Source organism: Betaproteobacteria bacterium (assembly GCA_016713305.1).
In the GTDB taxonomy this organism is placed as follows: domain Bacteria; phylum Pseudomonadota; class Gammaproteobacteria; order Burkholderiales.
In genome coordinates this window covers 34,747-60,626 of sequence record JADJPK010000019.1, presented here as the reverse complement: position 1 = coordinate 60,626, position 25,880 = coordinate 34,747, and the positions used below count along the sequence as shown (strand labels likewise).

20 protein-coding genes, 1 tRNA gene and 3 pseudogenes are annotated in these 25,880 nt (G+C 66.0%); 14 read left to right on the top strand and 10 right to left on the bottom strand.

The genetic code is table 11. The features are described 5' to 3' along the window. Positions 1–149 precede the first annotated feature (149 nt). Both IPK20_20110 and IPK20_20105 read right to left on the bottom strand, forming a co-directional pair. Positions 150–1,478 (bottom strand): annotated as a pseudogene (locus IPK20_20110) (type II toxin-antitoxin system HipA family toxin). Then, the gene (locus tag IPK20_20105) at positions 1,478–1,792 is read right to left on the bottom strand and encodes a helix-turn-helix domain-containing protein (protein MBK8018771.1); all 315 of its coding nucleotides are present in this window, start codon (positions 1,790–1,792) and stop codon (positions 1,478–1,480) included. Before IPK20_20105 ends, IPK20_20110 begins: the two are co-directional and overlap by 1 nt. 150 nt (positions 1,793–1,942) lie before the next feature. Between IPK20_20105 and IPK20_20100 the strand changes: the two genes are divergently transcribed. Beyond that, positions 1,943–2,164 (top strand): methionine adenosyltransferase domain-containing protein, encoded by a 222-nt coding sequence (locus IPK20_20100; GenBank protein ID MBK8018770.1) that lies wholly within the window; start codon positions 1,943–1,945, stop codon positions 2,162–2,164. 130 nt (positions 2,165–2,294) lie between these two features. Here IPK20_20100 and IPK20_20095 read toward each other — a convergent pair. Beyond that, positions 2,295–2,384: pseudogene (locus tag IPK20_20095) on the bottom strand (PEP-CTERM sorting domain-containing protein). A 23-nt stretch (positions 2,385–2,407) separates the two neighbouring features. Next, a complete protein-coding gene (locus tag IPK20_20090; GenBank protein MBK8018769.1) occupies positions 2,408–3,061 on the bottom strand; it encodes a histidine phosphatase family protein in 654 nt (217 codons plus the stop codon). A 644-nt stretch (positions 3,062–3,705) separates the two neighbouring features. On the opposite strand from IPK20_20090, the gene IPK20_20085 reads away from it, so the two are divergent. From IPK20_20085 to IPK20_20035, 11 genes and pseudogenes are all read left to right on the top strand, one after another. Further along, positions 3,706–3,867, top strand: coding sequence for a hypothetical protein (locus IPK20_20085; protein MBK8018768.1), 162 nt, complete (start codon positions 3,706–3,708; stop codon positions 3,865–3,867). Between the two features lie 19 nt (positions 3,868–3,886). Continuing rightward, entirely contained in the window at positions 3,887–5,059 is a 1,173-nt protein-coding gene (locus IPK20_20080) for a hypothetical protein (protein MBK8018767.1), read from the top strand. Beyond that, positions 5,011–5,766 (top strand): DUF2075 domain-containing protein, encoded by a 756-nt coding sequence (locus IPK20_20075; GenBank protein MBK8018766.1) that lies wholly within the window; start codon positions 5,011–5,013, stop codon positions 5,764–5,766. The genes IPK20_20080 and IPK20_20075 overlap by 49 nt, the downstream gene beginning before the upstream one ends. Then, positions 5,724–6,017 carry a DUF2075 domain-containing protein gene (locus IPK20_20070; GenBank protein ID MBK8018765.1) on the top strand — a complete coding sequence of 98 codons (294 nt, stop codon included), beginning with the start codon at positions 5,724–5,726 and terminating at the stop codon, positions 6,015–6,017. Before IPK20_20075 ends, IPK20_20070 begins: the two co-directional genes overlap by 43 nt. 648 nt (positions 6,018–6,665) lie before the next feature. Next, positions 6,666–6,740, top strand: a tRNA-Val gene (locus IPK20_20065). Positions 6,741–6,886: 146 nt separating this feature from the next. Beyond that, positions 6,887–8,288, top strand: a pseudogene (gene gltX, locus IPK20_20060) (glutamate--tRNA ligase). A gap of 25 nt (positions 8,289–8,313) precedes the next feature. Beyond that, entirely contained in the window at positions 8,314–9,435 is a 1,122-nt protein-coding gene (locus tag IPK20_20055) for an NADH:flavin oxidoreductase/NADH oxidase (GenBank protein ID MBK8018764.1), read from the top strand. Positions 9,436–9,466: 31 nt separating this feature from the next. Then, entirely contained in the window at positions 9,467–10,714 is a 1,248-nt protein-coding gene (locus tag IPK20_20050) for an amidohydrolase/deacetylase family metallohydrolase (GenBank protein ID MBK8018763.1), read from the top strand. A 117-nt stretch (positions 10,715–10,831) separates the two neighbouring features. Then, complete coding sequence (locus IPK20_20045; GenBank protein ID MBK8018762.1) at positions 10,832–11,776, top strand: hypothetical protein; 945 nt, start codon at positions 10,832–10,834, stop codon at positions 11,774–11,776. Then, positions 11,773–12,672, top strand: a complete 900-nt coding sequence (locus IPK20_20040) for a DsbC family protein (protein ID MBK8018761.1) — start codon at positions 11,773–11,775, stop codon at positions 12,670–12,672. Before IPK20_20045 ends, IPK20_20040 begins: the two co-directional genes overlap by 4 nt. A 206-nt stretch (positions 12,673–12,878) precedes the next feature. Continuing rightward, complete coding sequence (locus IPK20_20035; protein MBK8018760.1) at positions 12,879–13,154, top strand: hypothetical protein; 276 nt, start codon at positions 12,879–12,881, stop codon at positions 13,152–13,154. 27 nt (positions 13,155–13,181) lie between these two features. On the opposite strand, the gene queE is transcribed toward IPK20_20035, so the two are convergent. The 4 genes from queE to IPK20_20015 form a co-directional block, all read right to left on the bottom strand. Continuing rightward, positions 13,182–13,820: a 7-carboxy-7-deazaguanine synthase gene (queE, locus tag IPK20_20030; GenBank protein ID MBK8018759.1), complete on the bottom strand. Its 639-nt coding sequence runs from the start codon at positions 13,818–13,820 to the stop codon at positions 13,182–13,184. Positions 13,821–13,824: 4 nt separating this feature from the next. Further along, a complete protein-coding gene (locus tag IPK20_20025; protein MBK8018758.1) occupies positions 13,825–14,919 on the bottom strand; it encodes a 6-carboxytetrahydropterin synthase in 1,095 nt (364 codons plus the stop codon). Between the two features lie 22 nt (positions 14,920–14,941). After that, entirely contained in the window at positions 14,942–17,035 is a 2,094-nt protein-coding gene (locus tag IPK20_20020) for a hypothetical protein (GenBank protein ID MBK8018757.1), read from the bottom strand. Positions 17,036–17,435: 400 nt separating this feature from the next. Next, positions 17,436–19,907, bottom strand: coding sequence for a copper-translocating P-type ATPase (locus IPK20_20015; GenBank protein ID MBK8018756.1), 2,472 nt, complete (start codon positions 19,905–19,907; stop codon positions 17,436–17,438). Positions 19,908–20,079: 172 nt separating this feature from the next. Here IPK20_20015 and IPK20_20010 point away from each other — a divergent pair, with 172 nt between their 5' ends. Together IPK20_20010 and IPK20_20005 are read left to right on the top strand one after the other, a co-directional pair. Further along, positions 20,080–20,280, top strand: a complete 201-nt coding sequence (locus IPK20_20010) for a heavy-metal-associated domain-containing protein (protein ID MBK8018755.1) — start codon at positions 20,080–20,082, stop codon at positions 20,278–20,280. 235 nt (positions 20,281–20,515) lie between these two features. Next, on the top strand, positions 20,516–20,758 hold the full coding sequence (locus IPK20_20005) for a hypothetical protein (protein ID MBK8018754.1): 243 nt from the start codon (positions 20,516–20,518) through the stop codon (positions 20,756–20,758). 1 nt (position 20,759) lies between these two features. Here the strand turns inward: IPK20_20005 and IPK20_20000 are convergent, their stop codons facing one another. Together IPK20_20000 and IPK20_19995 are read right to left on the bottom strand one after the other, a co-directional pair. After that, positions 20,760–24,734, bottom strand: coding sequence for a PAS domain S-box protein (locus tag IPK20_20000; GenBank protein MBK8018753.1), 3,975 nt, complete (start codon positions 24,732–24,734; stop codon positions 20,760–20,762). A 244-nt stretch (positions 24,735–24,978) separates the two neighbouring features. Further along, complete coding sequence (locus IPK20_19995) at positions 24,979–25,770, bottom strand: IclR family transcriptional regulator (GenBank protein ID MBK8018752.1); 792 nt, start codon at positions 25,768–25,770, stop codon at positions 24,979–24,981. Between the last annotated feature and the right edge of the window lie 110 nt (positions 25,771–25,880).

The window sequence follows — 25,880 nt, the reverse complement described above, 5'->3', positions numbered from 1 at the left end:
CCTCGTGATCCGCGCCATAGGTGTGCCCAGGAAAGAAGAAACCCCGCCGCAGCGGGGTTTTTCTGGCCGACCGCCTTGCCGACGCCATTCTCGATGCCTTTCTGACGGGCGCAACCAGCCCTGGCAGCGAAGCCCGGCATTGCCGCGCTTCACCCGCGTTCTTCGCTCCGAGTGCCGAGCCTGCGAAGGCGGCGGTGCACGCCGTCCGCTATCTGGTCGAACAGCTTGCCGGAAAAGTCATCCGGCAGCGTGGCAGCGAGGGCGTCGAAGGCGCCAGGGAGAGCGGTCACGAGTTCGTCCTGGACCTCGTCGACGACGGACTTTCCGATCCCTGCAGCATGCGCCGTCTGTTCGAAGTGGCGCGGCTCGATCTCGTTGATCACATAGTGGCGGTTCTTGCCGACGGCCATCGACATTCGGAACTGCCGGAGAGTGATCCGAGAGGCATCGACGAGAGGCTGCGCGGAAAGGATGTCGTAGAGCGGAGCCAGGCGAAAGCGTCCTCCGCGAAGCAGATGGATACTGAAATTCTTTGCGTGGCCGTCGGTGGCGCCAAGGAGCCAGAAGAACAACTGCGCCTTGAGGAACAGGCGGCGGTCTTCGGCCGGCTGGTCGCTTGCCTCGAGGAGCGCGGAGCAAGGCGGCGATCCCGGGACCGCCATCCGATTCGTACTTGCGGCTGGGCATGACGCCAGCCGCCTGGCAACCGTCTTCCTGCGGCAGGCGAAGGAGGCGGCCATCACTGGTCCACAGCCGATCGAGCGCTTCAACGACGAGCGTGCGGATGCCATCGAAAGTGGCGATCTCCGCGCGCGCGCAAGGAAGTCCGATTGCACTGCAAGGCGCAGCAGGCAGAGATACTCGTTGTCGACACTGTCCGACAGGTCCATGCCGCTCGCGAGCTTGCCGATCGCGGGCTTGAGGATGTGAGTGGTCGCGGTAGCGCCGTGCGGCAGGTGCCACTGGTCGTGCCACCACAGGAGGGCGGTCTTCTCCTGCGCGCCCGCAAGCGAAATCCGAAAGGCCTCATCCGTCGTGACACCGAGCGGGGCAGGGCCGAGATTGCCAAGGATCGCCGCGATATCGGCATCGGCAAGCCTGGTCCCCGCAATGTGGGCCGGTGTGCCGGGGTCGGCTTTCTCAGGCACGAACTGAAGAGCGCCCACGCAATCGCGGCCGATGGTACCGAGCAGGCTGAATGCGTCGCTGCCCGCCGCTTGGGTGCGCGCGGCGAGGCGATTGCGGATCTCGGTGTTGTCTGGAAGAAGGTTTTCGAAGACGGCGAGAACCGGCTCGCCGAGATAGCGATCCTCGCGCAGCGGCAGCGAGAGCGAGACCGGCAGCGCCTTGTCCCAGGCGAGCCAGTACGCGTCATACCGAAAATCCACAGCACCGCTGCCCTCGCGCCGAAGCTGGCCCACGCGGCGGCCGTTCAGGTAGACGTCGAGCGGTATGTGGGTGCGAGGACGTCCGGCCATCAGAACATGTCCTCGATCTCACGGGCCGAGCCCTGGTCCGCGGCCCTCACGACCAATTCCAGGTCAAGGGCCGCGAGCGCCGCAAGGAGTGTTTGCACGCGTGTGGCGTTCTCTCCGGCTTCGAGGCTCGATACCGTGGCCTGGCGCAGACTCATGCGCGCGCCAAGCTCGCCCTGCGTCCGCCCCGCGCGCTTGCGCTCCCGGCGGATGGCGGCGCCGAGTTGCTTTTGGGTGCGGGCGATCTGTTCCCTGCCGATTCCTCCTTGATCTTCACTATGCGGACGGCGTATATTTGTCAATATACGCGAGCGCATTAAGTCTGGGTATTCGGCTAAGCGTATGGTTTGATGATGGTGTTTCGCGCGGCAGAGTCGGAAAGTCGGTCGGCCCGCTTTCTCGCGAGGCAGGTGGTCGCCCGTGGTTGGGCAAGAAAATGCCTGGTCCAGATCGCCTAAGCCATCGGCGTGGCCGAGCCGGTGAGCTATCTGGTGGAGACGTTCGGCACCGGACAGCGCAGCGCCGACGAGATCGTCAGCGCACTACAAGACGAGATCGACCTCACGCCGGCCGGGATACTGAAAACGCTGGATCTGCGGTGGCCGATCGATGAACTGACGACGACTGACGGGCACTTCGGGAGGCAGAGGGGGGAGTTTTCTTGGGAGAGGGAAGTGACGACAGGCTGAACTTCCCGGAGGCGGTTCGATCGGTGCGCCGCCTATCTTCGGCCGCCGCATCGACTCGCGCCATTGGTCTGTCCAGAAAAGAAGAAACCCCGCCGCAGCGGGTTTCTCCGTGGCAGAACTGACCGGCCGATCAAGACGCTTGTTTCTTGCGACGAGCCATGAATCCCATCAGTCCCAGACCGGCCATCAACATGGCGTACGTTTCCGGTTCTGGCACGGGCAGCGGGGTGCCCTGCCAGTTCGTCACGTAAGGCAGATCATTGATGAGTTCTGCTGCACGATGCCGGTGTTCTGGAGGCCATGCGAAAAGGCGAAGTCGAGGCTCACGTTCTCGGCAAAGTAGGGCATGACGAAACCGATTTCCGCCCCGTGTCCGACCAGGACCACGATTCCGTCCTCGTCCTTGTGCTGATTGATGATCTCGTTCCACGCCGGAATGACGCGTGCCGCCATGTCATCGAGCGATTCCGCATTGGGCAGGTTCGCCTTGGCACCGGTATTTCCCGCGGCCCAGGCGCCGATGACGGCGAAAGGATTGACGGTGGCCAACTCTTCGAGGCTCGTGACGTCACCGATGTACCACTCGTTGGTCCGGGCGTCTGCGATGGGCGTGAGGCCAAACGCAGCCGCTGTGGGCGCAATGGTGAGCTGGGTGCGCTGATAGGCGCTGGTATAGAGGGTGGTGATGTCGTAGCTTGCCAGCACAGTTTGCAGGTTGAGCGCCTGCTGTTGGCCCAGCACCGTCAACGGCGGGTTCAGGAATTCCTGAACCGTGGTCGCCGTGCCCGCATTCGCCGTGCTTTCGGCATGACGGATGAAAAGGAAGTCAGCGGCGGAAGCGGGTACCGCCTGGAGCGCCGCGAATACGAGAGTACCGATAGACAGCGTCTTGCGCATTGTTCATCTCCCCGATGGCAATTGAGTCACATGCAAGCGCACGCATCGCAAGAACGTTGGATGGTGAGCTTGTGTGCTTCGCCATCGTAGCCAGCCATCTTGGCTAGAGCATGGCAACGCATGGGATGGCGGAAGATCCGAGTGGACTATGTTGAAGATGGGCTCGGATCGAGCGAGGCATGCGCTCGTTTGCTTGTGGGTTCGCGTCGTCCCTGTGCAGTTCGGCACCGGCTCGGTCGTGGGTCAAACCGACGGGTGGCGGTACGAGTTCGCGCTAAGGGGTATCCGTTACACGGTCTTGCTGTTCGGGTGGTCGTCAATGAAGCGCTCCGTCCTCTGGCTGCGGCGCTGCGCCTGCGGAGCCGTCGCGAAGACGTGCCGCCGGACCCTGAGGCTATGAGAAAGCGTCTGACTTCAGTTCCTGTTTGAGACTGCCTATCATATGGTGCAATTTTGGCTTCATAAGAAAGGCAGCCATCTGATGGCAACCGTCGCTGGGACCCCGCCCCGAGCAGGACGCTACATCACCCGCCCTGTGGGCTGTCCGGCCTCATGCGTGCACTCCTGCCGCCGCAGCGTGCACCCAGCGGCGAGCTGTAGGCCGCGGTGGTCCAACGGTCGGTTACAAGGCCGAGTTTTGGCCGATGGCCGACGCCACTTTCATCGCCGATGTGAAGACGCAGACGAATTCCGTCGACGATGCCTTGCGTGCAGGCACGTTGGCCGCGTCGCCCTCAACGAACAAATGCGGCGCCTGCGACTACCGCGGCATGAGCACCGCCGGCCGCTCGGCGTCAAAGTGCTGACTTCCTAGACGCGCCGCCCATGCTCCTGACCATCGCCGAGTTCCGCGAAGCCGTACGTTCCGATCGGCCTGCGCTGATCGCCGCGCTCAAGTCCGCCACCGGCCGGGGCGGTGATGACGAGCGCGAAGCGTGGGAGTCCTCGCTGCCGGCACTCGCCGAAGTGCTGGCGGCGCCTGCGCTAGGGCCGCTGCACCTGTACCTAGGTGGCCACGGCTACCTGGCGCTGGAGTATCAGCTCCCGGCGGCATCTTCTTGGTGCGACGTCGTGCTGCTCGGCCGCGGCGCATTCAAGCCTTCGGTCGTCATCGTTGAACTGAAGCACTGGATCACCCGCGGCGACCGACCCGGCCCTGCCGAGGGGCTCATGGAGCGGGCCGGCTCCATCGCGTTGCACCCGGCCGACCAAGTCCGCGGCTACACCGAGTACTGCCGGCGATTCCACTCCGCCGTGCAGGACCAGCGCGCCGATGTGCGCGGCTGCGTGCTGTTCACGCGTGACTACTTCGCCGAAGCCTATGCCGATCCACCCAACGATACACTGGTGCGCGACTACCCCTGCTTCACGCTCTCGCCTAACGTCGTGCGGGAAGTGTGGCCTGTATACCTCGCGCGGACGCTGAAGGCGCCCGACGAGCAGTTTGCCCACGCGTTCGTGGCCGGCCGCTACCGGCAGGACCGTGGCTTCGTGCGCCAGATCGGCGCGCAGATCCGCGACCGCGCGAACAGCCCTTTCGAACTGCTCGATCATCAGCGCCGGGCATTCGCCCTCGTCCGCGCGCGGCTCGAGTCGGAAGTGCTCGGCCGCAGTTCCCCGCGCAAGCAGGTAATCGTCATCCAGGGTCCGCCGGGGTCGGGCAAGTCGGTCTCGCGGCGCGCATCTGGTCCGCGCTCGTCACCGACGAGCGGCTGCCGGAAGGTGCCGCCGTTCTTACCACCACGTCCACGGCGCAGACTAGTAACTGGTCGAAGCTCTTTCAGGTGGCCGGCGACGCCCAAGCTGCCAGCGGCGTCGTCAAGCGTGCTGCGAGCTACGTGCCGCTTACCACGCAAACGCTCGGTAGGCTGCGCCGCCAGCACGGCGCCGCCTTTGCCAGCGACGCCGCGGCATGGCGCGACAACGTCCAACTGCTGCGCGACTGGGGTGTGCCGTTCCAGGACGGCGCCTGCGACGAGCAGTACCTCGTCTCGGTAGTCGACGAGGCCCATGCCCTTATCAACCCCGAGCACTCGGAAGGGCGCGGTCAGTTCGGCTTTGCGCCCACCTTCGGCCCACTGGCTTGGCACATCATCCGGTGCTCCACGGTGTCGATCTTCCTGCTCGACGTCGAGCAGGGTTTCCGCGACCGCGAGAACACCACGCTCGCCGACATCCGCCGCTGGGCCGAGGAGCTCGGTGCCGAAGTGGGCGAGCCGATCTCGCTGCAAGGGGCGCAGTTCCGCTGCGCCGGCTCGGCCGACTACGTGGACTGGCTCGAGGGCCTGCTGCGCGGTGAGGCGCCGGAGAAACTGGCCGCCCTGGCCCGGCGGTGGCGCGGCGTGTTCGACGTTCAACTCGCCGATACCCTTGCCGAACTGGAGCAGCGCCTGCGCGATTGCGTCGACAACGGTCGCACCGTACGGCTGCTGGCCAGCTACGCTCGCAGGTGGAACACCAAAGGCGCGGCGCGTCCGCACGCCCTGCCCGCCGCGCAGCAGGATTTCCACGAGCCGTACCTGGACGCGTCGGGCACGCGGCGGCACTGGAGCAAGGTCTGGAACTTCATTCCCGGCGGCACCGACTACACCTGGTTCATCCAGCGCCGCTCGGCAGCCCGATGCACGCGGACCCGCTTTGCGAAGTGGGTTGCCCCTACGTTGTGCGCGGCTTCGACTTCGACACCGTCGGCGTGCTGTGGCTAGGCGACCTTGTCTGGCGAGGCAACCAGTGGCGCGCGGACGTCGCGCACGTGCACGATACGGGCCTCGACCGCAGCGTCAGTGCCGTGCGTGCCGAGGGAAACCCCGGTCAGGCGCACGAAAGACTGCGCGCCGCCCTTGCCCAGGCCTACCGTATCCTGCTCACCCGCGGCATCAGCGGGTGTCACGTGTGGATCGAAGACGCCGAGACCCGGGCGCACCTGTGTGCGTGTCTGGGCCAGACGAGCCACTGAATCAGGGCACGAGGACAGCCATGCCCTGACCCGAGGTCCCCACCAACAGGCCCGAGACAGCGAACCGCGAGCCGCGCACCCCTAGATCGGCCACACGCCGTCGCGAGAAGTTTCCGCGCGAATTTGTTTCTCGTGAAAGGGCCGTTGCATGCCGCGGGCGCGTGGCAGCGGCCCCAGCGACCGTCCATCCATTTCCGGGAGATGATGTGCATGCACCAGAAGTTTGCCTACGAGCAAGCGATCCTTCGCCGTCCGCAATTCGCGGCTACAAATTGCGATAGATCGCGAAGACGGCAGACCAATGCTCCGCTTGTCGTGAAAGGCGTTGTTAGGGCTGAGGCAAACGCCAACGGGAAGGCGACTTGGAATTGCGCATGAATGCCACTAAACCCGCAGAAGCGTGAGCTTCGGCGCGTAAAGCTTGAGCGACTGGATCGCGATACTGACGGCGGAATTCTTGGTGGGCAGTAGTGGGATCGAACCACTGACTTCTAAAGTGCTGTCGTGAGTCGCTGCCAGGCTGTTACATCTTCCGTTCGGACGGTCCTGGCGGAGCAGATGGGGTAACGAAGTAGGGCTCTGCGGGCCCTTTTGACGCCGTTTGACCGACCTCAACCGCCTATGCTTTAATTCGCCCCCTCTCGCGGCGGGCAGTTAGCTCAGCGGTAGAGCACTGCCTTCACACGGCAGGGGTCAGTGGTTCGATCCCACTACTGCCCACCACAATCCGCCGTTCGTAGTCCAGGTTTTCCTCTCGGCCCAGCATTTCAGGCTTGGCCATCTGTCTCGTCCAGGAATGTAAGCAGGGCCGCTCCCCAGAGGCCCTTACGTAGAATCGCGACCTTTCCCCGAAACAGACCCCTCGCATCATGATCCGAACCCGCTTCGCGCCCAGCCCCACGGGCTATCTGCACATCGGCGGCGCCCGCACTGCGCTGTTCTCCTGGGCCTATGCCCGCCGCCACGGCGGCAAGTTCATCCTGCGCATCGAAGATACGGATACGGAGCGTTCCACGGCGGCCTCCACCCAGGCCATTCTGGATGCCATGGATTGGCTGGGGCTGGACTACGACGAGGGGCCGTTCTATCAGATGCAGCGGCTGGACCGGTACCGGGAGGTCGTGGAGCAGTTGCTGGCCTCCGGCCATGCCTACCGGTGTTATGCCTCGAAGGAAGAACTGGACACCATGCGGGAGCAGCAGCGGGCGGCCGGGTTGAAGCCGCGGTACGACGGCCGGTGGCGGCCGGAGCGCGCGCGGGGGAAGACACCGCCGGAGGGCGTGCAGCCGGTCATCCGCTTCCGCAATCCGGACGACGGCACGGTGACGTGGGACGACCTGGTCAAGGGCCCGATCAGCTTTGCCAATGAGGAACTGGACGACCTGGTGATCATGCGGGCGGACGGGGTGCCCACCTATAACTTTGGTGTGGTGATCGACGATTGGGACATGAACATCACGCACGTGATCCGCGGCGACGACCACGTGAACAACACGCCCCGGCAGATCAACATCTACCGCGCGCTTGGGGCCGAAGTGCCCCTGTTCGGGCACGTCCCGATGATCCTGGGGGAAGACGGCGAGCGCCTGTCCAAGCGCCACGGCGCGGTGAGCGTGATGCAGTACTTCGACGACGGCTATCTGCCGGAGGCGCTGAACAACTACCTGGCCCGCCTGGGCTGGTCGCACGGGGACGACGAGGTGTTCGGGTTGGAACAGCTGGTGGAGTGGTTCGATCTGGGCCACATCAGCCGCAGCCCCGCCAAGTTCAACCCGGAAAAACTCCTGTGGCTGAACGCGCACTACCTCAAGCAGGCAGGACGACGCGCGGCTGGCGGACCTGGTGACGCCCTTCCTGGCCAAGGATGGCTGCAAGACCGACGGCGGGCCGGATCTGTCCAAGGTCGTCGCGCTGCTCAAGGAGCGCGTGAGCACGATCGAGGAATTGGCCGACGCCGCCGTCTACTTCTACCGCCGGCTGGAACCGCAGCAGGCGATGCGCGAGCAGCACTATCTGGTAGGCGTGGGGACGGCAATGGATGCCTTGCGGGAACGTCTTCGGTCGGTGGACTGGGCGCGCGCCTCGATCGGCGAGGCCATCAAGACCACGGCCACGGAACGGGGCTGGAAGATGCCCAAGATCGCCATGCCGCTGCGGGTGATGGTGACGGGCGAGGCGCAGACGCCCGCCATCGATGCCGTGCTGGAACTGCTGGGCCGGCAGGAAACGCTGGCGCGCATGGACGCCGCGCGGTTGGGCGTACCCGATTGATCGCTTGTCAGGGGGCATTCACGTCATGAACTCGAAGCTGTTCTCTCCGTTGCAGATCGGTCCGGTCGAGCTGCCCAATCGCATCGCCGTCGCGCCCATGTGCCAATACAGCGGCCACGATGGCGTACCGGATCCGGACTGGCACACGCAGAACCTCATGAACCTCGCCATGACCGGCGCGGGGCTGGTGATGATCGAAGCCACGGCGGTTGAACGCCTGGGCCGCATCACCCACGGATGCACGGGGCTGTGGTCGGACGACACGCAGGCGGGCATGGCGCGCATGGTGGCCTCCGCCCGGCGCGTAGCATTGCCGTGCACGTGCATCGGCATCCAGCTGGGTCACGCGGGGCGCAAGGCCTCGGCGCAGCGGCCCTGGGAAGGCGGGCGCGCGTTGAGCCCGGCCGAAGATCCGTGGGGGACGATCTCGGCATCGGCCCTTCCGTTCGAAGCCTCGTGGCACACGCCCAGGGCGATGGACGAGGCGGATATCGAACGCGTGCAGACGGCATTCTCGAACTCGGCTCGGCGTGCCGTGGCCATCGGGCTGGACGCGATCGAGATGCACGCGGCGCACGGCTACCTGCTGCATCAGTTCACTTCGCCGCTGTCCAACCAGCGCACGGACCGCTACGGCGGATCGCTGGAGAACCGGTTGCGGATGCCGCTGGAGATCGCGCGGCGGATTCGCGAGGCCGTGCCGAAGTCCGTGGTGCTGGGTGCGCGCATCACGGGGACGGACTGGGCGGGGAACGGCGTGACGCCGGAAGAAGCGGTGCGGTTCGCTCGCGGGCTCAAGGACGTCGGCTTCGACTACGTATGCGTGTCGAGCGGCGGCATCTCGCTGGGCATTTCGATTCCGGTGGCAGCCAACTATCAGGTACACCTCGCCGAGAAGATCAAGCGCGAGGTCGGCATCGTGACCCGCGCGGTGGGGATGATCGTGCGGCCGGATCAGGCCGAGGAGATTCTCGCGGCTGGGCAGGCGGATCAGGTCGCCATGGCCCGCGCCTTCCTCGACAATCCGCGCTGGGTCTGGCACGCGGCGCAGAAGTTCGGTGCAGAGTTCTCCTACCCGCCGCAATACGACCGCGTACGGGCTAAAGGTTGGCCGGGGGCGGCTTTGCTGCGCCCGGTCGCTCCATGATCGAAAGGTAGTCTCTCGCCGGAGGCAGCGCATGGCGCCGTGGTCTCGTCGCAGTTTCTTGTTGGGTGCAACGGGGATGGTGGCGGGGAGTGCGCTGTCGGCTTTCACTCGGGCCGACGACCGTTACGACCTGCTCGTTCGCGGCGGACGCGTGATCGATCCGTCGCAGGGGCTGTCCGACGAGCGTGACATCGCCGTGCATCACGGCCGCATCGTGGAAGTCGCTTCGAATCTGCCGGTCTTCAGCGCGCGGCAGGTGATCGACGCCACGGGCAAGCTGGTCACTCCCGGCCTCGTGGATCTGCACGCCCACGTGTATCCGCAAGGCTCGGCGCTCGGTCTTCCGGCCGACGAGTTGGTGCCGTTCACGGCCACCACCACCTACGTGAGCGCCGGAGATGCCGGCGCCAACAACTTCTCGGCCTTCAAGCACTACGTCGCGGCGCAGTCGCGCTCGCGGCTGTTCGCCTTCTTGCACATCTCGTCCATCGGCCTGGCGGGTTTTCCGGTGGGGGAGATGCTGAATATCGACTACGCGGATGTCGATCTCGCGGCGAAGACGCTCGCGGAGAACCCGGAGATCCTGCTCGGCGTGAAAGTGCGGGAGTCCCGCAACGTCGTCGGCGCGAACCTGCTGGAACCGCTGAAGCGCGCCATCGCCGCGACGGAGCGCTCGGGTACGCAGGGGAGGGTGATGTGCCACATCGGCGATGCGCCGGGCGAACTGGAAGCGCTGCTGGATCTGCTGCGGCCCGGCGACATCCTCACGCACGCCTACAGCGGGGCCGGAAACGACACGGTCAAGGACGGCCACGTGCGCGAAGCCGCGCTGCGTGCCAAACAGCGGGGAGTGATCATCGATGTCGGTCACGGCGGTGGCAGCTTCGACTACGCGGTGGCGGAGGCCGCGCTGGCGGAGGGCTTCGGGCCGGACACGATCAGCAGCGACATCCACGCCGTGAGCGGCAACACGCCCGGCAAGCCTTACCTGCCCTGGGTGATGAGCAAGTTCCTGAACCTCGGGCTGTCGCTGGAGGACGTGATCGCCAAGGCGACGGTGCGGCCCGCGGAGATCATCGGGCGCGTGCCGCTGCTCGGGACGCTGCAGACAGGCGCCCCGGCGGACATCGCGCTGTTCGATCTGGTGGAAGGGCCGGTGACGTTCGTCGACACCAAGGGCGCGCAGCGGCGGGGTAGCCGGTACCTGAGCCCGGTCCAGACGATCCGTGGCGGGCGGCCCTTCGGGCGGCCGTATCCGTTGCCTTTCTCGTATCCGTGACGTCTGCACGGTTCCCGTGACGACGCGCTCAGCGCCGCTGACACATCTCCGCGATTGCTCTTCGCGGCGTTGTCCGTCTATCGTCGGGCGACTGCTTTCCACCCCGAGGTTCGTTCGATGCGTTCCCGAGTCCGCGCCTTCTTGCGCCTGTGTGTCGCTCTTGTCATCCCGCTGCTGTTCTCGTTGTCCGCCGATGTCTTCGCGCAGCGCGCGCCGAAGCCCGATTTCAGTGCGCTGTCCTGCGACAAGCGATGGGACACCTTGCTCAATTACTGGGCCGCGGAACAGCGGAAGAAGAAGGATCCTTGCACCGAAGCGCGGGAGCGAGTCGAAGCACAACGCGACCTGATGGTCGCGGCCGGCGTCTGCCCGGGGTTCTTCACCGTGGACCCTGCCGACGTCGGGCGATACGAAGCGTGGGAGCAGGAATCCTGCAGCGCTGCCGCAACGCCGCCCAAGGCGCCCGCGACGGGCAGCAGCACCTGTCCGGCGACGGTCCGGGTCGAGCAGCGCGAGGAATCCGTGCTCGCGTCGATCCACTCCTTCGGCTCGGCGAAGGTGGCGCTGGCGGAGGCCAGGCTGCTGGCGAAGCGGGACCCGTCGAACGCGGTCTATCAGAAGCTCGTGGCGGCCCTCGAGTGTCACGCGGCGGCGGAAGAGGCGGGAGAACAGACCCAGGCGAAGGACGCCTCGGCGCAGTCGAAGGCCAAGGATGCGGCGGACAAGTCGAAGAGCGCGGCCAACGCCCCGGGTGGCAACGCCGGCCGGCCCTCGAGCAGCGCGGCAGGGGGCGGGAAGAAGTCGTCGAAGCCTGTTGCCAACGGAGCCTTCCCCACCCCGCACTGCGAGTTCCTGTCCGACAAGTCGCTCCGGCACACGGCCGGACGCAAGTACTGCTTCAAGGGCGAGGCGTATGTCTGCCGGTCCCTGCTGCCGGCCGATCCCAACGAGGCGTGGCAGCGGGTGAGCGGCGGCTGCACCACGGGCGGCGGTGACGACGTCGTCGTCGCGGAAGACCAGTTCCGCCAACTCATGGGCGTGCTGGAGGGGTTGTCGGAATGAGCGCGCTGGGGAAATTCGGATCGTGGCTTGCGAGCGCCGTCCTGGCGTCGGCGTGTGCGGGCGCTGTCTCCGGTGCCCAGGCGGCCCCGTCGGAAGCCGAGGTGCTCGCCCGACTCAAGGCGACCGTAGGGCAGCAGGTGACAGGCGTGAAGCGCTTCATCCTGCCGGGCTGGTGGGAGATGACGGTCGAAGGGGCAGGCAAGGAAGACCGCTACTTCGGCACCGAGGATGGTCGCTTCGTGTTGCGAACCGACGTCTACAGGGCGCCCGCGCCGAAGATCAAGGGCTTCAAGGACAACGTGCGGGGCATCTCCCGCGCAGAGGCGCCCGGGCTGGTGCAGATGCTCATGGGCGATCCGGGCGCGCTTCCGGGCGTGGTGCTGTACACCGGGCCCAAGGCTGAGTTCATCGCGGGGGGGCAGCTCCTCGACTACACGCAACGCAAGGACCTCACGGCGGAGTACCTCGCCGAGGCGCAACGGGTCGATTGGACCGAGTTGCCCCGGTACACCGCGACCCGCGTGCGGATCGGGACCGGCGCGCGTGAGATCGCGGTCTTCATGGATCCCCTGGAGGGCTACAGCAAGCGGTTCTTCAACCTGCTCTCCAAGACTCCGGGGGCCGTGGTCTACGTCTTCTGGACGCCCTTCGGAGAGGCGGGCGCCAAGGTGGCGCAGAACGTCGTCTGCGCGGACGATCCCCCGAAGGCATTCCTTGCGCTGGTGCTGAAGAACGTGCAGCCGCCGGACGCGCGGGCCTGCAAGACGCCGATCGAGGAGCACAAGGCCTATGCCAGATCCATCACGGTCAATGGCTCGCCCACGTTGCTGTTTCCCGACGGCAGCCGCATCCCCGGCGTGCCGAGCCCGGAGAAGATGAAGGAACTTTTCGAATAGGGGGCCGATGGGTGCGAATCGACCCTGAAGGTTCGCGGGCTGCTGCCGTTAGAGGGGGCTGGCAGCACCGCGGATCCACCCCGTCGTTCACAGAAGCGAAGCGCCTCCGGCGGAGGCGGCCAGGGGCCCCGCTGGTGTTTCGATCAAGACATCGAGCGCGCTTACAGACCGCGTGAGATGGGACAGCATCACTCGAGGCCTTCACCATGTCCCTGAGCCCGAATCTCGTTGCGCGCCTGCGCGAAGTCGCCACGCTGGACCCCGAAGACATCACCGGCTGGATGCATCTGTACTCCAACGAGGCAGAGGCGATCCTGCGTCTGCTCGCCGAAGTCGAAACCCTGCAGGCTGTCCGCAGCCTGGTGCTGGAGCACAACGTGTCGGGTGCTGTCCTGCGCACGCTCCTGTCCCAGCCCACGGCCACGACACTCCAGGGCATCGAGACCGCGGCCCGGCAGAACGCCGAACTCGTCGAACGGTAACCGTTGCCGGGCGCCCGCGAGGGCGTGTCAGGGGATGTCCAGAACCTTGTGCGTCTGGACGCTCACGCGCCACTGCGGGTGCGCCAGGCAGTAGTCCACGGCCGCCCGCGTGTTCGCGCCGCGATCCGGGCCGTCCATCGGCTGCAGGAAGAAGTGGTCGAAGGGCAGGTGCGCGAAGTCTTCCGGCTGCGCCCCCGCCTGCGGGTAGACGAGTTTCAGTTCGTTGCCACGTTCAAGGACCAGTGGCGCGCCGGCCTTGGGGCTCACGCAGATCCAGTCGATGCCTTCCGGCGCAGGCTGGGTGCCGTTCGTCTCCACCGCGATCTGGAACCCTCGCGCGTGCAGGGCGTCGATCAACGCCGTGTCGAGCTGGAGAAGCGGTTCGCCACCGGTGCACACCACGAGCCGGCGGGCGCGAGTGCCGTCGCCCTGCCAGCAGGCCGCCACGGCATCGGCGAGATCCGCTGCGGTGCCGAATCGTCCGCCGCCCGGGCCATCCGTGCCCACGAAATCCGTGTCGCAGAACTGGCACACGGCCGTCGCACGATGACGTTCCTCGCCCGACCACAGGTTGCAGCCGGAGAAGCGGCAGAACACGGCCGCGCGGCCGGCCTGAGCGCCTTCGCCTTGCAACGTGTAGAAGATTTCCTTGACGGTGTAGGACATGGATTCAGATCGGCAGCGCCGGGCCATCCTCGTCCCAGCCCAGGATCGTGCCGCAGCCGCGCGTCTCGTACAGATCGATGCGGTCCAGTTGCGGCAGCAGCGGTTCGGTCTGCGTGCGTATCCAGCGGGCGAGGCTCGCGGTGTCCGTGTCGGCCAGGCCTTGGATCTCGTGCAGCGGGTGGTGATCCAGGCGCTTGAACAGCGGATCGAAGAGCGTTTTCACGTCGCCGAAGTCCACGGTCCAGCCCATCACTTCGTCCAGCGGCGCGTGCAGATGCAGCCGCAGTGTGAACGTGTGGCCGTGAATGCGCCGGCGCGGATCGCCTTCTGGCGCGCGACGAAGCTGCACCGCGCTGTCGAGGGTCATCTCCTTCCAGATGCGGTAGTGCCGGCCGTCGAAGTGCGCGCCGCAGCTCGCGGTTTCGTACACGGTCACCCATGACAATTCGGGCAGCTGCGGTTGCAGGCGCTGCCAGATCCAGGCGGCGATATTCTCGCTCGTGGGGTTCTCCAGCCCGGGAATGTCGTTGAGGCACGCGTGGTCCAGCTCTGCGTGGATCGATGCCCAGAGCGCGTCGATGTGATCGTAGTCGACACCCAGCGGCCTTCCGCCGAGGTCCTGGTCGGCGTGCAGAATCACTTCGAAGCCGTGCCCGTGCATGCGTCCGCACTTGTGTCCGGGTGCCACGTTGGGCAGGCGATGTGCAGATTCGAAGCGGTAGCGGCGCCAGAGATGAACGTGGTCCTCGCCGTCCATGTCCGCACCTTCCTCGGCCGTGCTCTGGATGCCGATGGTGCGGATGCCCGGCACGTCGAGACGTCCGCGCAGCCAGCGGGCCAGGTTCTCGTCGGTGGGCAGGGCAATCTCGCGGTTGAGCAGGCTGTAGTCGAGCGGTGCGATGCAGCGCGCCAGACGCGAGTGCAGGACGTGCACTTCGGCACCGGGGAAGGGCGCCCAGCCTTCCGGCAATTCGGCGCGCACCTTCGCCACGAAGCTGTGGCCGTGCAGCCGGCGGGACCGGTGGTCGGAGGGAAGCAGCGGGATTTCCAGGGCGGCTTCGAAACCGGCGGCGGCGGAGAACCAGAGGTGTTCGGACATTGAGCTCTTGGTGGCGGGATTCTCAGGGAAGCCCGTGTTGGCCAGGCCGTTCTCCGCGGTTCGCGCGCGGGGAGATCGAGACCGGCTGTGTAAAGAGGGCCGGTAGTCTAACGCAGGCCCACGGAGGTTCCGATCGATGCGCGCGGTGCAAGTTGCATCGGCCGCTTCCTAACCCCGCCGCGATTCGCGGCGCGGGTTCATCGATTGTCGCGGGCTTCAGGCCGGATTTCGGCAGCCACACCCGGAACACCACGCCGCGCTCGCCGTTCTCTGCCCAGATCCGGCCGGCGTGGTGCGCCACGATCTCGCGGCAGATGGACAGCCCCAGGCCCGTGCCGCCGGCTCCGCTCTTGGTCTTGCTGCTCTGGACGAACTTGTCGAAGACGGTTTCCAGTTCGTCGGCGGGGATGCCCTGGCCTTCGTCGCACACGCTGAGCGTGACGGCGTCGGGGGTCGATTCGCCGTCCATCTCGGTCCCGGTCGCGGATTCCACGGCCACGCGCACCGTGCTGCCGTTCGGAGAGAACTTGAGCGCATTGGACACCAGATTGCGGACCACCTGCCCCACGCGCGCGGCGTCGCAGTAGAGGTCCGTGTCGCCCGACGGTCCCGGAATGTCGATCGTGACGGACTTGGCCCGCGCGAGTTCGGTGAACTCCCACAGGACCTCGGAGGCGATCTCGTGCAGATTCCAATACCTGATCTCGTACGGCATCTTGCCGGCTTCGAGCCTGGACAGGTCCAGCAGATCGTTGAGCAGGCGCATCAGCCGCTCGCCACTGGTGCGGATGCGCTGGAAGTACAGGGGGGCCTTGTTTACGGCCGCCCCATCACCGCTTCGATTCTGTCCCAGCTTGGCGAACGAGAGGATGGCGTGCATCGGTGTGCGTAGTTCATGCGAGATGTTCGCCAGGAACTCGGACTTCGCGCGGCTCGCTTCCTCCGCGGCTTCCTTGGCCACGCGCAGTTCCGCCGTGCGGCGTTCCACGGCCCCCTGCAGATTGTCGCGGTGATCGATGAGTTCGGCTTCACTGCGTTCGAGGGACTGGATGAGCGATTCCCGCCGGCGGACTTCGCGGGAGAGCATCCGGCTCAGCCAATGGAGGGCCAGGATCAGCGCGAGGACGGCGAGGATGTAGACGCCGGCGACCCGGTTCCACGGCGCAAGCACTTCCTGCTTGCTGAGCCCGACAAAGACCATCAGCGGCGAGTTCGGGATGGCGCGGGCGGTATAGATGCGCAGCACGCCGTCGAAGGGACTTTCGATCTCACCCGATGCAACGCCCTCATGGCGGATGGCCTGGAGGATCGAGGGCGTCGAAGGCACCTTGGCCCCGATGGTGCCTTCGAAGTGCGGCACGCGAATGATCAGGTCGCCATTGACGTGGCGTACGTTGATCGCGCCCCGGTCGCCCACGTCGATGCCGGAATAGGCGGTTTCCAGCCGTTCGGGCTCGATCGCCGCCACGACGACCCCCGCAAATCGGCCACGCTCGTCTTCCAGGCGCCGCGTCAGCACCATTCCCCATCGGCCGGTCAGGCGGCCGCGCATCATGTTGCTCACGTGCAGGCCATGATCGGCATCGACGTGAACGCGGAAATACTCGCGGTCTTCGAATCGGAGGGTGCGCGCCGGCAGGACTTCGGAGTCGTGGACCATCGCGCCACGGGCGTCGAGGATGTAGATCGAACGTACGTAGCGATTGGCGCGTACCTTTTCCCGGAGCAGGTGGTGCAGAGCCAGGGCGCTGGGCCGGTCCCGCGGAGGAACGGTCTTCCACAACGTGACGAATGTGGAAAGCGTCGCGTCGACCGCTTCCAGCGTTCGACCGGTCTGGGTTTCGAGCACCACGGCCAGATTGCGGGTGGTGAGACGCGCGGCATCGAGCTGGTCCTGCCGGCTGGCCCAGAGCGCGGTACCCATGATGACGATCAGAATGGCCACGAGCGTTCCCGTGATGACCGGCAGCCGGTTGGCGAGGCGACGGTCGAAAGCAGCCCCGACCCCCGTGCGGCGGGTGGGCGTGGAGCCGAACGCTGCCGGCTCGGAGTTCTTCGGGGCGGGAGTCGAGGATTGGGACTCGCCCGGTTCTGTGTCGCGGGTGGGGACTGCCACGATGCCTGGCTTGTGACGCACGCTCCCTGGACGAAGCGTGCTTTGCATCCCTTATCGGCGACGGGGTGGCAAGGATGACAGCAAGAAACGGAAAGATATTGTCCGCCCGTTCCCCCGGCGCTCAGTCTGGGGGTGCGGCAGGTGCGTCGGCCGGAGCCTCGGCCAGACCCTCCAGGATGGGGCAGTCGGGCCGGCCGTCGCCGTGACAGTGTTCCGTGAGGTGCTGGAGGGTGCGTTTCATGAATTGCGGCTCAAGGATCTTCCGGTCGGGTTCGTCGGTGTGCGCCAGCGCGCGCCTTCTCCGAAACGACGGTGAGGCAGGCAGGCGTGCCGATGTTGGCCGGGAAGGCGGCTTGCACGCCATGCGCCTTCGGAGTGGATGAACGCCTTGGCGATCCGGTCAGTCCGGCCGGCCACGGGCATCGATGGCCGCGCATCGAGAAAGGCCCGAAGGCGCGTACGGCGCGCTCGGGGTGGCACCGGCCGGTCGCCAGCGGCGCAGCAGCAGGGCGTTCGCGACCACGCTCACGCTGCTGAAGGCCATGGCGCCCCCGGCGATCACCGGGGTGAGGACGCCGAAGGCGGCGAGAGGTATCCCCACGATGTTGTAGACGAAGGCCCAGAACAGCCCGCGGCGGATGGTGGCGTAGGTGCGGCGCGAGATGTCCAGCGCGTCGGCCACCAAGCTCACGTCGCCGCGCATGAGTGTGATCCCGGCGGCTTCCATGGCGACGTCGGTTCCCGTCGACATCGCGATCCCGACGTCCGCCGCGGCGAGGGCAGGGGCGTCGTTGATGCCGTCCCCGACCATGGCGATGGTCTGTCCGGCACTGCGCAGGGCGTTCACGGCATGGGCCTTGTCGCCGGGCAGCACGCTCGAGCGGACGTCGTCGATTCCGGTGTCGCGAGCGACGGCCCTTGCCGCGCCTTCGTTGTCGCCGGTGACCATGACGGAGCGGATGCCCAGCGCCTTCAACCGCGCGATGCCATCACGGGCGGTGGGCTTCACCGCATCGCCGAAAGCCAGCAGCCCCAGGAGCTTCGTTCCGCCTTCGGCGCGTTCGGCGAGCCAGGAAATCGAGTGCCCCTCCGCTTCGAGCGACGTGGCTGCGGGAGCGAGGTCCGAAAGGACAGCATTCAGTTCCAGCATCAGGCGCTGGCTGCCCAGCACCAGTGATCTGCCATCGACGGAGGCCTCCACGCCGCGGCCCGGCAGGGCACGGGCATCGGTGGCCGGAGCGACGTCCAGGTCGTCATCGCTCAGGCGTTCCATCACGGCACGGGCGAGCGGATGTTCGCTGTTCTGCTGCAGCGCCCCGGCCAGGCGCAGCACGCCAAGGGGTTCGCTGCCGGATGCTGCATGGACCGCGACGACACGCGGGCGCCCCTCGGTGAGCGTGCCGGTCTTGTCGAACGCGACGGTGGTGACCCTGTGCGCGATCTCCAGCGCCGTGGCGTCCTTGATGAGAATGCCGTGGCGTGCGGCCACGCCGGTGCCCGCCATGATGGCCGTGGGGGTCGCGAGGCCCAGTGCGCACGGGCACGCGATCACCAGCACCGAAACGGCATTGACGATGGCGGTGGTCCAACCGGCGCCGGCGAATGCCCAAGCGGCGAGCGTGACGAGTGCGATGCCAAGCACTGCGGGCACGAAGACGGTGCTGACACGGTCGACCACGCGCTGGATCGGCGCCTTCGCGGCCTGGGCGGACTCGACCATGCGGATGATGCGGGCGAGGGTCGTCTCGGCGCCGATGGCGGTCGTGCGCACGGTCAACGCTCCCTCGGCGTTGATGGAGCCGCCGGTCACGCGGTCGCCCGCGTTCTTCGCGACAGGCCTGCTCTCGCCCGTGATGAGGGCTTCGTCCAGGTGGCTGCGGCCTTCGACGATCTCGCCGTCGATGGCGATGCGTTCGCCGGGGCGCACGATCACGAGATCGCCGGTCGCCACCCGTTCGATCGGCATGTCGATGTCGCCCTCCGGACGGCGTACGCGGGCCGTGGTGGGGCGCAACGCGTTGAGGGCGCGGATGGCATCGGCCGTCTGGCGCTTGGCCCGGGTCTCCAGCCACTTGCCGAGCAGGACCAGCGTGATGACGACGGCCGATCCCTCGAAGTACAGGTGAGGCATGCCGTCGTGAGAGTGCGCGAACATCATGTACACCGACAGCCCGTAGGCGGCCGAGGTGCCCAGGGCCACCAGCAGGTCCATGTTGCCGGTGCCTGCGAGCACCGCACGCCAGCCCGCACGGTAGAAGCGGGCGCCCAGCCAGAACTGGACCGGCGTGGCGAGCGCCAGCTGGATCCACGGAGCAGGCATCCAGTGAATGCCGGCGACGGTCAGCAACATGGGCAGTGCGAGCGGCGCGGTCAGCAGGACCGCGGCGGCGACAGGCCACCAGTCGGGCCATGCACGCCCAGCGGCCTCACGCGGCTCGTCGACCGGACGGGCCGTGTAACCCGCCTTCGTGATGCCGGCCATCAGTTCGGCCGGTGTCACGGTGGACAGAGCCCGGACAGAGGCGCGTTCGGTGGCAAGGTTCACCGAGGCGTCGATCACGCCGGGGATCTTGCGCAGGGCTTTCTCGACACGCGCGACGCACGAGGCGCACGTCATGCCCTCGACCTGAAGCTCCACGGCGGATTCGGGGACACCGTAACCCGCCTTGCGAACGGCAGCGGCCAGCGCCTCTGCGCTGACGGAGGCGTCGGCCGTCACGGCCGCCTGCTCGGTCGCGAGATTGACCGCGGCTTGCTCGACGCCCGGCACCGCCGCCAGGGACTTCTCGACTCGCCGGACACACGACGCGCAGGTCATTCCCTGGACGGGAATCGTGATCGGCGGGCGGGGGGCGGTGGCGTAGGCGGTCATCTCAGGCTCTCCAGCAGATTGGAATCGGTCCCCATGCTGGAGGTTCCGGTTACGGGAAGGGCAAGCGGTATTCTCGCCCAGAGGAAGGGGGCGATCACGGGGCCGGACTTGACTCTCCCCCCACGGGAAGGTGGAGCATGGCGGCTTTCCACCCCTTCGAGGAGCCATCTCCATGATCCGGTTCACCGTGAACGACATGACCTGCGGCCACTGCGCCGCGACCATCACCCAGGCCGTGAAGAGCGTCGATCCGCAGGCGGAAGTGCGCATCGATCTTCCGACGCATCAGGTGGAGATCGATTCGGGAACAGTGGACGCGCCGGCGCTGAGTGCCGTGATTGCGGAGGCGGGTTACACGCCGGAAGCGGCATAGGGGATCAGAGGCGGCTCGACTTGCCTCTTTCGGACCGTGCGAAAGAGAAAGGAGGGGGAATCGTGTCTCCCTCCAAAGAGCGATGACACATCTGTCGAACCGGCAGGATACTGAACGTGCCGCTTCGAAACAGCGCGCACGCGCCGAACCGGAGGCAGGACGAAGCGGGGGAGAAGCTGCCGCGAGACCAGGGCAGCTGCATCGAGTCGAGGGAAGCGTCTTCACGGAGATTCGCATGCCGCAGGAACTCAAGCACAACCTGGATCACTTCGCTGGTCACGCCGGGGACGTCTACCGCGATCTGCAGGAACTGACCTACGGCGCCGCCATCGTGACGCTGGTGTGGAGCGCCCGGCGTTGCAGGCCGAGATCGAAGGAACGATTGGTGTTGCTCGATGGCATCGACGCGCTGAGAAAGCACGTGGGTGGCGCGCTCTTCCGATGTACGTGCGATGGCGGAAGGGGAGGGTGGAAGTAGGCTAGCTGTGCGGTTCGACGGGGTCGGAGAGAACGACGCTCAGACTCTCCATCGCCTGCGTCCACTCCGCCTGGAGTTCCCGAAACAGATCCGCGTGCGCTTCCTTGCCGACCGTCGACGGCTCCTTCAGCGCCTCTTCCATCTGCGCGGCCGCTTCCTGCAGGCTCACCGCACCGATGCTGCCCGATGCACCCTTGAGGTTGTGTGCGAGGCGGGCGGCAGAGGCATGGTCCCGGTCATCGAGCGCGCGGCCGATGGCAGGAACGGCATCCTGCTGAGTGTCGCGGAACAGGCGCAGGAACCGTTTGAGCGATTCGGTCTTGCCGCGCATGCGCGCCAGGGCCGACGGGAGATCGAATCCGGGGACATTCTCCGGAGGCCACGGTCCCGCTGGCGACTCCTGCACTCGCACTCCCGCGGGAACGCCGGAAGAGGTCTTCTCTCCTTTCGGAGGCAGGCGCCGCTCGCTCACATGTCCGCTCGCGAGCCAGCCCAGCAGCGCCGAATACAGGAGTTCCGGCTCCACCGGTTTCGCGATGAAGTCGTCCATGCCGGCATCCAGGCAACGCTGCCTGTCTTCCGCGAACGCGTTCGCGGTCATGGCGAGAATGGGGACATGTTCTCCCAGGGGCAGGAGACGGATGCGCCGGGTGGCTTCCAGTCCATCCAGGTTGGGCATCTGCATGTCCATGAGGATCAGCGCGTAGCCGTTGCGCGTGGCGAGATCGACCGCTTCGAGGCCGTCGTTGGCGACGTCGGCGGTGAGCCCTGCTTCCTGGAGCAACTGAAGCGCGATTTCCTGATTGACCGGGTCGTCTTCGGCCAGCAGCAGCCGCGTGCCCGAGTGGTCCCGTCGGAGCTGCGCTTCCGCGTTTTCCGGTGACGAGCGTGTGCTCGCCGATTCGATCGCCTTGCCCTTGGCGAGCCGCGCCGTGAACCAGAAGGTGCTGCCCGAGCCGGGGACGCTTTCCGCACCGGATTCGCCGCCCATCAGTTCGGCGAGGCGTTTGGTGATGGCAAGACCCAGCCCGGTTCCTCCGTACTTGCGCGTGATCGAGTTGTCGGCCTGCTCGAAGCTGTTGAAGAGTTTTCGCAGCGCCTCGGGCGGCACGCCGACGCCGGTATCCTCCACTTCGAAGCGTACCAAGGCACTCTTCTCTGTGTCCTCGACGAGCTTCACTCGCAACGCGATGCTGCCGCTTTCGGTGAACTTGATCGCGTTGCCCGCATAGTTCAGCAGGGCCTGCTGCAGACGGACCGGGTCTCCCTGCAGGCCGACCGGCAGGGCATCGATCTCGCTGCGGATCTTCAGACGCTTGGCGTCCGCCCGTTCGCGCAGGATGGAGATGACGTTCCCCAGGAGGGTTTCCACACGCACTGCGGTGATGTCCAGCGCAAACTTCCCGGCCTCGATCTTCGACAGCTCGAGGATGGCGTTGATGATGTGGAGCAGGTGCTCGCCCGACGCGACCAGCGTGTCCATCCGTCTGCTCTGCTCGGGTGTCAGCCCGCTGCGTCGGATGAGATGCGCCATGCCGGTGATGGCGTTGAGCGGTGTCCTGATCTCGTGGCTCATGTTCGCCAGAAAGGCGCTCTTGGCGAGATTGGCGCTCTCTGCAGCGGCCTTGGCCTGGATCAGCGCCTGCTCCGTTTCCTTGCGGCGGGCGATGTCGGTGACGAACGTGATGAGCCGTGGCGCAGAGAATTCGGTGCCTTCGTGGTAGTAGATGTGGACTTCGACCGGAATGAGGCGTCCGTCTTTCGTACGCTGGCGCGATTCGAACTGCACGTGCCCCTGCGCCCTGATGCGGGGCCGAATCTCGAGGAACCGTTCGAGCGGAAAGCTGGGATCGATGTCGCCCACGGTGAGACCCGTGAGTTCCTCCACACTGTAGCCGAGGAGATCTGCCGCGACGTTGTTGACGTACGTGATCCTGGACGTGTCCAGATCGACCCAGTGGATACCGATGCCGACCTTGTCCATGGCGAACTGCGTGTCGAGCAGCTTGTGATGCAATGCCTGCAGGTCGATGGTGCGCTCTTCGACAAGCTCTTCAAGGCGATAACGGTGGTTCGCGAGTTCCTGGGCGGCCTGCTTGATCTCGGTGATGTCGTCGTACATTCCGAGCACACCGAAAATCTTGCCCTCGCTGTCTCGCAGCGGGACCTTGGAGGTGCGAAGCCAGATGTGGCGGCCGTCCGCCGTGGTCTGCGGTTCTTCGAAATTCAGCTTGACGCGGCCGGAGTTCAGGACATCCCGGTCATCCGCCCGGTACAGGTCGGCCTGATCGGCCCAGGCCATGACGTAGTCGTCGTTGCCCGTCAGCTCGTCAGGATGAGTCTTGCCGGCGTCCTGCGCGAAGAGCGGATTGCAGCCGAGATAGCGGAGGTCCCGGTCCTTCCAGAAGATGCGCACGGGCACCGAGTCGATGACCGCGCGAAGCAAGGTCCGCGACTGGGCGAGCTCCCGCTCCCACGTCTTTTCTTCGGTGATGTCACGGGCGAGGCCGACGACGCGCAGGGGCCGGCCGTCTTCCGCGAACTCGACCGTGCCCCGGTCCTCCACCCACTTCGTCCTGTCGCCGACACAGATGCGGTATTGCGCATGGTAAGGCTCCTTCTCGACGATGGCTCTTTGCATGGCCGCTTCCGCAACGCCGCGGTCGTCGGGATGCTCCATCGCGCTCAGCCATTCGCGGGACGGCTCGATCTGCGGCGCGCCGAACAGGGTATAGATCTCCGGCGACCAGTACAGACGATTCAAGACGAAGTCGAACTCCCACACCGCCATCTTTGCCGAGCTCATCGCCAGCCGCAGGCGTTGCTCGCTGTCCGCGAGCTTCTGCTCGGCCTTCTTCCGGTCGGTGATGTCCCGCGTGACGGAGACGGTGACATTCCGATCGCCGATGTGCGCGTGCTGGACGCTCACCTCCGCGAGGTAGACCGATCCGTCCTTGCGCCGCTGGCGTGATTCGAAGGTGTAGTTCGCCGAGGGACGGAACGGAAAGCGCGCTTCGAGGTCCGCTTCACACAGGTCGGTGTCCCACTGCCACGGATGCATGCCGATCATTTCTTCCGGCTGGTAGCCCAGCATCTGGGCGAACCGGTCGTTCACTTCGACGACAGCCTTGCTTTCGTCGAAGATGCACACGCCCTCCACGGTGTTCTGCAGCAGGGCGCGATGCCAATCCGCGGCGCTCTTGAGCGCCTGGCTGGCCTGCTTTTCCTGCGTGATGTCACGCCACACGGATACGAGGCAGTCACGACCATGCAGCCTGATGGGGCGCACGTTGATGTGGATGTCGAAGACCGTGCCGTCCTTCCGGCGGTGTTGGCCGGGGAAGCTTGCGCTGCCCTTGGCGACGATCCGCGAGATGACGCCATGCAGTTGCGCAGCGTCGAAGTCCGGCTGGATGTCGGTCACCGACAGACGCACGTACTCGTCGCGGGTATAGCCCATCATCTGGCAGGCCGCGTCGTTCACTTCGAGGATGGCCAGGGTCTCGACATCGACCAGATCGATGCCGTCACCCGCGTGCGAGAAGATGGCACTCAACATCTCTTCGCGTTCCTTGAGCGCGGTCTCGGCCTTGACCCGCGCCGCGATGTCCCGGAACTCCCACAGGACGCAGCGTTCGCCGCCGCGTTCGATCACGCGGCCGGAGATCAGGTGCGGGACTTCATCGGTCCGCGTACGCAGGCGTGCTTCGTAGTCGCGAACCCGGCCCGTCCGGGTGAGTTCGGCGATGCAGTTCTTCCGGTCTTCCGGATCGGCCCAGACACCCAGTTCGAGAGCCGTCCTGCCGATGGCCTCTTCACGCGCAATGCCGATCGATCGGACCCACGTTTCGTTGACGTCGACGATGCGCCCTGACTCCGCGTAGGTGAACGCCATGCTGTTGCTGGTGGCGTCGAAGATGAGCCGGTAGTCGACCTGGAAGGGTTGGTCGGAGGTGGAAAGAGCCACTTCGTTCAAGCGATCGCTCCCCGGGGGTTGGGGGGTTGTTCAACGTATGCCGCGCCTTGGCGAGAGCCACGGAGCCGCGCTCGCACGGACGATCGCGGTGCGACCTTTCGATGGCGTGCGCCAGATTACAGGTCGAAACGGATTTCCCGTAACGCTCAGTGGAAATTTCGGCAGATTCCGCGGAAAACTGAGGGTGAACTGCGTGCGACCTGAACCAGACAGAGGGGCGGGCGGGCCCGCGATGCGAGCCTCTTCAGCCGTGGCCGCCTTCCAAGAATCCCAGTCTTTGCGAAACCTCGGCAGCGCAGGCCCTGAGGGGCTTCGCGACCTTTCCATTCCAGGCGGAATCGAATGTCGCGGCGGGGCCCATGGCAGTGATTCCCAGTACCAGGTGTCCCGCTGAATCGAATACCGGGGCGCAGAACGCATTGATGCCCGGGATGGGCTGCCCGATCGTCCGCGATAGACCGTGCTTTCGCGTATCGAGGATTGCTTCTTCTACCTGGGGCCGGGTCAGGTCCATGGGCCCATCCGCTCGTCCGCTCTGGCGCGCCAGATCTTCGGTGACGAGTCTCTCGACCACCTTGGGGGGCAGATACGACGCAAAGAGCCGTCCCGTGGCCGTGTGCGCCATGGACATGACCGTGCCGACGCGCAGGTTCACGTGCAGTGGATGCACGGGTTCCTCCAGCCGGACGATGGTGGGTCCGAGGTTGCCCCACACGGCGAGCGCCACGCTCTGGCCGGTTTCGGCCGCCAGCGCTTCCACCAGCGGAGACGCTTCCTTGACCACGTCCAGCCGCTGCAGCCGGGTCAGCCCCAGTTGCAGCGCGAAGGGCCCCAGTTGATAGCGGCCGGACGCGTCCTGGGTGACGAACCCGACCTTGAGGAAACTCACCAGGTAGGGATGGGCCTTGCCGGGCGTCATTCCGGCCGCCTTGGCCAAGTCCTTCAGGGCCATGGGGGCCACGTTCAGGGCCAACGCCCCGAGCAGTTCGCTCCCGATCTCGATCGACTGGATACCGCGCCGTGCCTTGCCTTCCATGCGTCCCTCTGGACGGGGGGTGAGCGCCGAGTATAGCGGCCGGAAAGCGTGCGATATAGACATACGTCTTTGTTTGCATCGCAACATCAGTCATTATCGAATGCGTTTGA

What these genes read in the sequence shown, in the direction of transcription:
- IPK20_20085 (MBK8018768.1), top strand. Translation starts at nt 3,706, where the DNA reads ATGGCCGACGCCACTTTCATCGCCGATGTGAAGACGCAGACGAATTCC.
- IPK20_20010 (MBK8018755.1), top strand. Translation starts at nt 20,080, where the DNA reads ATGATCCGGTTCACCGTGAACGACATGACCTGCGGCCACTGCGCCGCG.
- IPK20_20005 (MBK8018754.1), top strand. Translation starts at nt 20,516, where the DNA reads ATGCCGCAGGAACTCAAGCACAACCTGGATCACTTCGCTGGTCACGCC.
- IPK20_20105 (MBK8018771.1), bottom strand. Translation starts at nt 1,792, where the DNA reads ATGCGCTCGCGTATATTGACAAATATACGCCGTCCGCATAGTGAAGAT.
- IPK20_20090 (MBK8018769.1), bottom strand. Translation starts at nt 3,061, where the DNA reads ATGCGCAAGACGCTGTCTATCGGTACTCTCGTATTCGCGGCGCTCCAG.
- IPK20_20045 (MBK8018762.1), top strand. Translation starts at nt 10,832, where the DNA reads ATGCGTTCCCGAGTCCGCGCCTTCTTGCGCCTGTGTGTCGCTCTTGTC.
- IPK20_19995 (MBK8018752.1), bottom strand. Translation starts at nt 25,770, where the DNA reads ATGGAAGGCAAGGCACGGCGCGGTATCCAGTCGATCGAGATCGGGAGC.
- IPK20_20040 (MBK8018761.1), top strand. Translation starts at nt 11,773, where the DNA reads ATGAGCGCGCTGGGGAAATTCGGATCGTGGCTTGCGAGCGCCGTCCTG.
- IPK20_20050 (MBK8018763.1), top strand. Translation starts at nt 9,467, where the DNA reads ATGGCGCCGTGGTCTCGTCGCAGTTTCTTGTTGGGTGCAACGGGGATG.
- IPK20_20025 (MBK8018758.1), bottom strand. Translation starts at nt 14,919, where the DNA reads ATGTCCGAACACCTCTGGTTCTCCGCCGCCGCCGGTTTCGAAGCCGCC.
- queE (MBK8018759.1), bottom strand. Translation starts at nt 13,820, where the DNA reads ATGTCCTACACCGTCAAGGAAATCTTCTACACGTTGCAAGGCGAAGGC.
- IPK20_20055 (MBK8018764.1), top strand. Translation starts at nt 8,314, where the DNA reads ATGAACTCGAAGCTGTTCTCTCCGTTGCAGATCGGTCCGGTCGAGCTG.
- IPK20_20015 (MBK8018756.1), bottom strand. Translation starts at nt 19,907, where the DNA reads ATGACCGCCTACGCCACCGCCCCCCGCCCGCCGATCACGATTCCCGTC.
- IPK20_20080 (MBK8018767.1), top strand. Translation starts at nt 3,887, where the DNA reads ATGCTCCTGACCATCGCCGAGTTCCGCGAAGCCGTACGTTCCGATCGG.
- IPK20_20035 (MBK8018760.1), top strand. Translation starts at nt 12,879, where the DNA reads ATGTCCCTGAGCCCGAATCTCGTTGCGCGCCTGCGCGAAGTCGCCACG.